Here is a 4,703-nt window from a genome sequence, read left to right as displayed (position 1 = left end):
CCTCTGACCGGCCGGCGGCCCGGGGCGGTCAGAGCCCACGGCGGGGCCGCCGGCCGGTCAGAGGCCCCGAGCGGTCAGGCGGGCGTCGAGGCGCGGGTAGACCCGCCGGGCGTTGTGCTCCTCGACGGCCGCCAGGTCCTCGGGGGCGAGGCCCGCCTTCTCGACGTAGCGGCGGGTGTCGTCGAAGTGGTGGCCGGTGCGCGGGTCGATGCCGCGCACCGCGCCGACCATCTCGGAGGCGAAGAGGACGTTCTCCACGGGCATCACCTCCAGCAGCAGGTCGATGCCGGGCTGGTGGTAGACACAGGTGTCGAAGAAGACGTTGCGCAGCAGCGACTCCTCCGGCTCGGGCCGGCCGAGCGCCTGCGCCAGCCCCCTGAAGCGGCCCCAGTGGTACGGCACCGCGCCGCCGCCGTGCGGGATCACCAGCCGCAGGCCGGGGAAGTCGGCGAACAGGTCGCCGGAGAGCAGCTGCATGAACGCGGTGGTGTCGGCGTTGAGGTAGTGCGCCCCGGTGGTGTGGAAGGCCGGGTTGCAGCTGGTGGAGACGTGCACCATGGCGGGCACGTCCAGCTCGACGAGCTTCTCCCACACCGGGTACCAGGACCGGTCGGTCAGCGGGGGAGCGGTCCAGTGGCCGCCGCTCGGGTCCGGGTTGAGGTTGACGGTGACCGCGCCCAGCTCCAGCACCGCCCGCTCGATCTCCGGGACCACGGTCGCCGGATCCACGCCCGGGGACTGCGGCAGCATCGCGCCCGGCACGAAGCGGTCCGGGTACAGCTCGGACACCCGGTGGCACAGGTCGTTGCAGATCCGCGCCCAGGCGGCCGAGGTGGCGAAGTCGCCGATGTGGTGCGCCATGAACGAGGCGCGCGGGGAGAAGACGGTGACGTCGATGCCGCGCTCGTCCATCAGCCGCAGCTGGTTGGTCTCGATCGACTCGCGGATCTCGTCGTCGCCGATCACCGGCCCCGCCGGGTCGGGCGCGCGCAGCGGGTCCACGAGCGCGGCCACCTGCGCGTCCCGCCACTGCCCGAGGGGGGCGGGGGCGGTGGTGTAGTGGCCGTGGATGTCGATGATCACGCGAGCTTCTCCTGACGGGCGGGAGCGGGGTCCCAGACGGAACGGGGGACGAGCAGGTCGCCGGCCATGAGGAGGCGGGCGGTGCGCAGCAGCGCGGAGCGGGTCACCCGCTGCGGGTCGGCGGGGTCGACGCCCAGGGTGACGCCGAACTCGCCGGACGGGTGCTCGACGGAGACGGTGGGCTCCGTGCCGGACACCCCGGCCGCCACGAACCGGGCGACGGTGCCCTCGATCACGCACGCGGTCGCCGCCGTGACGGCGGCCAGCACGCCGATCGACTGGTGGCAGACGCGGGGGATGAGACTGCGGGTGGTGAGGGTGCCGCCGTGCCGGGGCGGCGCGACCAGGGTCATCTTCGGGTAGTTCCGCCCGCCGACGTCCCCGAGGCCCATCGCCTCCCCGCACACCAGGCGCAGTGCCTCCACGCGGGCCTTGAGCGCCTCGTCGGCGTCGATCTCGGCGGGGGACTCGTACCCCGTGGCGCCCAGGCGGGCGGCCTCGACGATCACCAGCGGCTGGCCGTTGTCGATCAGGGTGACGTCCACGGCGCCCACCCCCGGCACCTCCACGGTGTCCCGGGCGCGCCCGGTGGGCAGCAGGGCCCCGGCGACGGAACCGGCGGTGTCCAGGAAGCCGATCTCGACCGGGGCGGCGGTGCCGGGGACGCCGTCGATGCGGGCGGCGCCGTCGTAGGCGACGTGCCGGGTCCCGTTCGCGCCGGCCGGGGTGGCGACGGTGATCTCGGCGACCATGCCGGTGTTCCGGGTGAGCACCCGGGCCGTCGTACGGTCGCCCGTCGGCACGACCATGCCGGTCTCGACGGCGAAGGGCAGCACGGCGGCGAGCATGTTGCCGCAGTTGGCCGACGTGTCGACCGTGTCCCCGTCGGGCTGCACCTGGGCGAAGGTCCACTCCACGTCGACGCCGGGCTCCGTCCCCGGACGCACCAGGCCGATCTTGCTGGTCAGCGGGTGCGCGCCGCCGACGCCGTCGATCTGCCGAGGGTCGGGTGAGCCCATCGCCGCCAGCAGGACCGCGTCGCGCAGGGCCGGGTCGGCGGGCAGCAGCCGCGCGTCCAGGAACGGCCCGCGCGAGGTGCCGCCCCGCATCAGCAGACACGGGATCGCGGTCTGGGAGCCGCGACGGGCGACCTCGGGGACCCGGGCGGCTGCGACGGCGGACATGGTCGCTCCTTCGGTGGGTGGGGAATCGCGGCGGGCGGTGCGCCCCGCAGCGATGCGAAGATGCCTGGAAGCTAAATCATCAACGAGATTGTTGACAAGATGTTCGACGAAAATGTTCACTTGTGAGGGTCCCGAGTGCGGACGCCTCCGTCCCGCGCACTAGGGTTCTCCCAGCGAGAGCCGCTGAGAACGGACGACGGAAGACGAGGAAGAGGTCGACGGAGTGACGGACAAGCTTACGGGCGCTGCCGGCCGCGAGTATGTGGCGAACGCCATCAGGCAGGCCCTGCGCGCCGGGGACCTGGTGCCCGGACAGCGGCTCGTCGAACTCGACCTCGCGGAGGCCTACCGGACCACGCGCGGCGCCGTCCGCGAGGCGCTCCAGGACCTCGCGGCCGAGGACATCGTCGAGATCGTCCCCCGCCGCGGCGCCCGGATCCGCGCGGTGTCCGTCGAGGAGGCCGTGCAGATCACCGAGTGCCGGTCGGCGCTGGAGCAGCTCTGCGCGCGCAAGGCGGCCGGCCGGGCGAGCGAGGAGCAGCGCGCGGAGCTGCGGCGGATCGGCGCCGACATGAGGCAGGCCGTCGCGGACGGGGCCTGGGAGGTGTACTCCGCCCTGAACCAGCGGCTGCACGAACTCGTCATCGAGGCCGGCGGGCAGGAGGTCGCCCGCCGTCAGCTCGAGCGGCTGAACGGGCCGATGGTCCGCTTCCAGTTCCGGCTCGCCCTGCGCCCCGGGCGCCCCGCGCAGTCCCTGCCGCAGCATCTGGCGATCATCGACGCGGTCGCCGGCGCCGACCCGGAGGCGGCGGCGCGGGCGGTGGCGGCGCATCTGGACGACGTGATTGAACAGCTGCGGGCGTCGGCGCCGCGCGCGTGACGGGTGCCGTCACCCGCTGTTCGCTACTCAGTGTGATGTTTTGGCCGGAGGGGTGGGGTGGCCCCTCGGTACTTCAGGGCTCTCGCGGGGGCGCACGCCGTCCCTCTCGCGCCCCCTTCCGCACCTCCGCGCCTCGAAGCGCCCCGGGGTGCCACCCACGCGCTCGCGACCGCTTCTGACCAGCACTGATCGACCTGCGATCACTCCTGTCCCGTCCGGCCGAACGGTTATCGGTCTGTCGTACGACGCCTCATACCAGAGCGCGATGCCGTCCGCACGAGTTTGTCAACTGCCCACCGCACATGATGCGGTGGCGACTACGGTGAGTGTCGGCCGCCCGGCGTGACGGCTCGCGACGGATCGTGTCGCAGGACGCCTCGCGCCGAGGGCCGCGTCGGTGAGAATCGGGATCAGGGAGCGGGGACCGGCACGTGCAGCCACAAGGCGGACGAGGGAGCCGACGGGGCGAGGAGCCCCGACAGCCGGGGACGGCCGGCGCCACGGTCGTGGCCCGCGCACCCCGCGCCGGCGCCGCCCCGACGGCCCCCGGCCCCGGCGCCCGCCGCGACGGCGCCGCCGCCCGGCCGGAGCGGCGCGAGTCGGGGTCAGGACGGCACGGACGTCCGCCGTCCCGACCCGCCCGTACCGCGCCCGGCCTGCCCGAGTCGCACATACGGTCCCAGCTGCTCCGGCTCGCCGTGCTGCCGCCCGTCGCGGTGGCCCTGAGCGCCTGCGCCGCCGTGCTGTTCACCGTGCGCTCCAGCGGCATGCGGCCGACCGGCGCCCTGTGGGCGGTGCTCGGCGGCGCCACCGCCGTGACCCTCGCCGGCATCGTCATCGCCGCCGTGGCCGCCGAGCGCGCGGCGCGCGCCGTGCACGACCGCGTGGGCGTCCTGCGCCGCGGCACGGCCCGGCGCGAGGCCGACCTGCACGCCCTCGTCGAGGCGCTGCGCAACGGCGAGCCGCCGCCCCCGCGCGGCCGGCACACTCAGCACACCGCCGAAGGCGACGAGTTCGACCAGCTCGCCGCCGACCTCGCCCGGGCCCACGACGGCGCGGTCACCGCCGTGGTGCAGGCGGCGCAGCTCTCCAGCCAGGTGGGCAGCGAACAGAAGCTCGAGGTGTTCGTCAACCTCGCCCGGCGGCTCCAGTCCCTCGTCCACCGCGAGATCTCCATCCTCGACGAGCTGGAGAACGAGATGGAGGACCCCGACCTGCTCAAGGGGCTCTTCCACGTCGACCACCTCGCCACTCGCATCCGCCGCCACGCGGAGAACCTCGCCGTGCTCGGCGGGGCCGTCTCGCGCCGCCAGTGGAGCAACCCGGTGCCCATGACCGAGGTGCTGCGCTCCGCGATCGCCGAGGTCGAGCAGTACTCCCGGGTCAAGCTGGTGCCGCCGGTCGACGGCACCCTGCGCGGACACGCGGTCGCCGACGTCATCCACCTCCTCGCCGAACTCGTCGAGAACGCCACGGTGTTCTCCGCCCCGCACACCCATGTGCTGCTGCGGGCGAACCTGGTCACCTCCGGACTGGCCGTCGAGGTCGAGGACCGC

General features: G+C 74.1%; 4 protein-coding genes. 2 read left to right on the top strand and 2 right to left on the bottom strand.

Annotated elements, in window-relative coordinates; translation table 11 throughout:
* Positions 1-57: 57 nt before the first annotated feature.
* Positions 58-1,083 carry an amidohydrolase family protein gene (locus CCN29_RS26295; RefSeq protein WP_006133835.1) on the bottom strand — a complete coding sequence of 342 codons (1,026 nt, stop codon included), beginning with the start codon at positions 1,081-1,083 and terminating at the stop codon, positions 58-60.
* Complete coding sequence (locus CCN29_RS26290) at positions 1,080-2,267, bottom strand: 4-oxalomesaconate tautomerase (protein WP_086684968.1); 1,188 nt, start codon at positions 2,265-2,267, stop codon at positions 1,080-1,082. The genes CCN29_RS26295 and CCN29_RS26290 overlap by 4 nt, the downstream gene beginning before the upstream one ends.
* 223 nt (positions 2,268-2,490) lie before the next feature.
* Here CCN29_RS26290 and CCN29_RS26285 point away from each other — a divergent pair, with 223 nt between their 5' ends.
* Entirely contained in the window at positions 2,491-3,147 is a 657-nt protein-coding gene (locus CCN29_RS26285; protein WP_086684965.1) for a GntR family transcriptional regulator, read from the top strand.
* Positions 3,148-3,653: 506 nt separating this feature from the next.
* On the top strand, positions 3,654-4,703 hold a 1,050-nt coding region (locus CCN29_RS26280), incomplete at its 3' end, for a sensor histidine kinase (RefSeq protein ID WP_143661383.1).

It is taken from the genome of Streptomyces pseudogriseolus, assembly GCA_002154585.1.
Lineage (GTDB): Bacteria > Actinomycetota > Actinomycetes > Streptomycetales > Streptomycetaceae > Streptomyces > Streptomyces pseudogriseolus.
This window is presented reverse-complemented; position numbering and strand designations above follow the sequence as displayed.

What these genes read in the sequence shown, in the direction of transcription:
- CCN29_RS26290 (WP_086684968.1), bottom strand. Translation starts at nt 2,267, where the DNA reads ATGTCCGCCGTCGCAGCCGCCCGGGTCCCCGAGGTCGCCCGTCGCGGC.